The sequence below is a fragment of the Hansschlegelia beijingensis genome, from assembly GCF_045505405.1.
Classification (GTDB): domain Bacteria; phylum Pseudomonadota; class Alphaproteobacteria; order Rhizobiales; family Methylopilaceae; genus Methylopila; species Methylopila beijingensis_A.
Genome location: NZ_JBJKEX010000347.1, coordinates 1 through 3,213, shown reverse-complemented (window position 1 = coordinate 3,213; position 3,213 = coordinate 1). Strand labels below are relative to the sequence as shown.

Here is a 3,213-nt window from a genome sequence, read left to right as displayed (position 1 = left end):
GATCGCCCCCTGCAGCGCCACGCCGGCCGGAACAGCCGCGCGGGCCGCCCGCAGGTCCTCCGAGGTCGCGAGCCCGAAGGCGTTGGCCGGAACCTCTCGGGCGAAGCCGGCGAGCTTCGCTCCCGCGCCGCGCGGAAACGCAAGAATCTTCGCGCCCGGAACCCTGGCCCTGACCCGTTCGCAGAGCGCCCTGATCGGCTCGGTCGACCAGCGGGTGAATTCGTCCGGCGGCAGGTCGCCGCTCCAGCTGTCGAAGATCTGGACGGCGTCGGCGCCGGCCTCGAGCTGCGCGACCAGGTGAGCCGCGGAGGCTTCGACGAGACGTTCGATGAGTTCTGCGAAGGCCTCCGGATCACGATAGGCGAGCAGCCGGGCGGGCGCCTGCTCGTCGCCGCCGCGGCCGGCGACCATGTAGGTCGCGACCGTGTAGGGCGCGCCGCAGAAGCCGATCAGCGCCTTCTCCGGCGCGAGCTCGGAGCGGACGCGGGCGACCGTCTCGTAGACCGGGGCCAACATCGCGAGATCGATCTCTTCCCGAAGGCGTCCGAACTCGGCGCGCGACGTCACCGGCTCGAGCCGCGGGCCTTCGCCTTCGACGAAACCGACGTGCTGCCCGAGCGCATGGGGGACGACGAGAATGTCGGAGAACAGGATGGCGGCGTCGAAGTCGAACCGGCGGATCGGCTGCAGCGTCACCTCGGTCGCGAGAGCGGGCGTGTAGCAGAGGTCCAGGAAGCCGCCAGCCTTGGCCCTGAGCTCCCGGTACTCCGGCAGGTAGCGCCCCGCCTGCCGCATCAGCCAGACCGGAGGCGTCGGGAGCGCTTCTCCGGAGAGCGTCCTGAGGAAGAGGGACCCGTCTCTCGGAGGCGTTTCTCTTCGCTCAACCACAGGCGCGCTCACTCGAGCCTCTCTTCCAGACTCTAAGATTCGAGTCTTTCTGCTTCTTTTTCTAGGCAGGCGGATTACAGCCGTTACGAGCCCTCCACAACCCGTCCACAGGCGAGCGCGCGTTAACCATCCGTTAACGTCTGTGGCGAGCCCTGCTCCGCCGGGGGGTTAAGGAGTTGTTCACCATTTCCACGGCGCCGGCTTTCACCGCTGTCCCGCCGCGCAGGGGTGTTGATGAAAATCGCCGCCTCGGCGACAGTACGGCCTCGCCTCGCGGAAGCGGCTCAGTTCATCCACAGCCGTCCACCGCCTCCTCGACAGCCTTTCGCTAGGCCGTCCCTCCGCGCTGCAGCCTCCATGTCGTCGCCGAACTCCTTCCATTTCCATCTCGTGTCCGACGCGACGGGCGAGACGCTCGTCGCCGTCGCGCGCGCGGCCGCCTCGCAATATGCGGGTATCTCGAGCGTCGAGCATGTCTACCCGCTGGTGCGCTCGGTCCGTCAGCTCGAGCGGGTGCTGGACGAGATCCAGTCGGAGCCCGGCATCGTGCTCTACACGCTGGTCGAGGCCGAGCTGATCGAGATGCTGGAGAGCCGCTGCCGCGATCTCGGCTGTCCGTGCCTGTCCGTGCTCGCGCCGGTGTTTCAGATGTTGCGGTCCTATCTGGGGGCCGAACAGGCCAACACGCCGGGCGCCCAGCACGCTCTGAACGCGGGCTACTTCCAGCGCATCGAGGCGCTCAACTACACCATGGCGCATGACGATGGTCAGGAGGCCGGCGGCCTCGCCGACGCCGACGTCGTGCTTCTCGGGGTGAGCCGCACCTCCAAGACGCCGACCTCGATCTACCTCGCCAATCGCGGCGTGAAGACCGCCAACATCCCGCTGGTGCCGAACCTGCCGCCCCCCTTCGGCCTCGACAAGCTCAAGGGCCCGCTGATCGTGGGGCTCGTGGCGACGCCCGAGCGGATCGTCGCCATGCGGCACAATCGAATTCTCGGCCTCGAGGGCCAGGCGGCGGGCGTTCTGGGGGACGGCGCCTATGTGGATCCGGAGGCTGTGGCGTCCGAGGTGATGGAGTCGCGCCGGTTCTGCGCCCGCCATGGCTGGCCGACCATCGACGTGACGCGCCGCTCGATCGAGGAGACGGCCGCGTCCGTGATCGCGATGCTGACCGAACACCGGGCGAAGCGCGCGGCGGAAGCGCGATGAGCGGGCTTTGGCTCGAGCAGGCGCCGCCGGCGCTTGCCTCGAAGAGCGAGATTAGAGCGCAGATCCTGCGGGACGCCGGCCTGGCCCCCGAGGTCCGTCCCTCCCAGGTCGACGAGCGTGACGTGGAGGCGCGCCTTGATCCGGCGGACAACACGCCTCCCGGCGTCGCGCGCGCTCTCGCGAGCGCCAAGGCCGTGGAGGTCTCCGCGCGTTATCCCGACCGGCTGGTGATCGGCGCCGACCAGACGCTCGCGCTGGGCGCCGAACGCTTCACCAAGCCGGTCGACGCGGCGGCCGGACGCGAGCAGCTCCTGCGGCTGTCCGGGCGGACCCACAGCCTGTTCTCGGGCGTCGCGATCGCCCGGAAGGGTCAGGCGCTGTGGAGCTTCGTGGACGAGGCGCGGCTGACCATGAGGCCGCTGTCCGCCGATTTCATCGAGGCCTACCTCACAGCGGCCGGCCCGGACATCCTGAAGAGCGTCGGCGGGTACCAGTTCGAAGGGCTCGGCGCCCATCTTTTCGATCAGGTCTCGGGGGACTTCCGGACCGTTCTCGGACTGCCGCTGCTGCCGCTGCTGTCCGCCTTGCGTGACATGGGAGCGATACGGGCGTGAGCGGTCCGAAAGCGTGCGTGATCGGCTGGCCGGTGCGGCAGTCGCGCTCTCCGATGATTCACCGGTACTGGCTGCGGCTCTATGGCGTCCCAGGGGCCTACGAGCTCGCCGAGGTCCCGCCGGAAGAGTTCGACAGCTTCGTCGCGACCCTCGCGGAACGAGGCTTTGTCGGCGGCAACGTGACGGTCCCGCACAAGGAGGCGGCTTTCCGCGCGCTCGGCGCGTCCGAGCCCAGCGCCTCGGCGCTCAGGGCTGCGAACACCCTCTGGCTGGAGAACGGGGTTCTCTGCGGCGCGAACACCGACGGCTTCGGATTTCTCGCCAACCTCGACGCCTCGGCCGCCGGATGGGAAGGCCGCCGCCGCCTCGCCGTGGTTCTCGGCGCAGGCGGCGCGGCCATATTCGAACGAGCTCCGGCGCATAAGCCAGCAGGCCAAGCGCGTGATCACGCCCGAACAGGCGCGGCTCGCAGGCGTCGGGGAGCGCGTGCTTGGAAACA

General features: G+C 69.2%; 3 protein-coding genes and 1 pseudogene. 3 read left to right on the top strand and 1 reads right to left on the bottom strand.

Annotation, left to right across the window (positions count from 1 at the left end; genetic code table 11):
- The coding region (locus ACIKT0_RS15780; protein ID WP_407106289.1) for a uroporphyrinogen decarboxylase family protein at positions 1-795 on the bottom strand (795 nt) is incomplete at its 3' end.
- A gap of 450 nt (positions 796-1,245) precedes the next feature.
- On the opposite strand from ACIKT0_RS15780, the gene ACIKT0_RS15775 reads away from it, so the two are divergent.
- From ACIKT0_RS15775 to ACIKT0_RS15765, 3 genes and pseudogenes are all read left to right on the top strand, one after another.
- A complete protein-coding gene (locus ACIKT0_RS15775; RefSeq protein ID WP_407106287.1) occupies positions 1,246-2,100 on the top strand; it encodes a pyruvate, water dikinase regulatory protein in 855 nt (284 codons plus the stop codon).
- Positions 2,097-2,714 carry a Maf family protein gene (locus tag ACIKT0_RS15770; protein ID WP_407106286.1) on the top strand — a complete coding sequence of 206 codons (618 nt, stop codon included), beginning with the start codon at positions 2,097-2,099 and terminating at the stop codon, positions 2,712-2,714. The genes ACIKT0_RS15775 and ACIKT0_RS15770 overlap by 4 nt, the downstream gene beginning before the upstream one ends.
- Positions 2,715-2,767: 53 nt before the next feature.
- Positions 2,768-3,213: pseudogene (locus tag ACIKT0_RS15765) on the top strand (shikimate dehydrogenase); the annotation flags it as partial.

What these genes read in the sequence shown, in the direction of transcription:
- ACIKT0_RS15775 (WP_407106287.1), top strand. Translation starts at nt 1,246, where the DNA reads ATGTCGTCGCCGAACTCCTTCCATTTCCATCTCGTGTCCGACGCGACG.
- ACIKT0_RS15770 (WP_407106286.1), top strand. Translation starts at nt 2,097, where the DNA reads ATGAGCGGGCTTTGGCTCGAGCAGGCGCCGCCGGCGCTTGCCTCGAAG.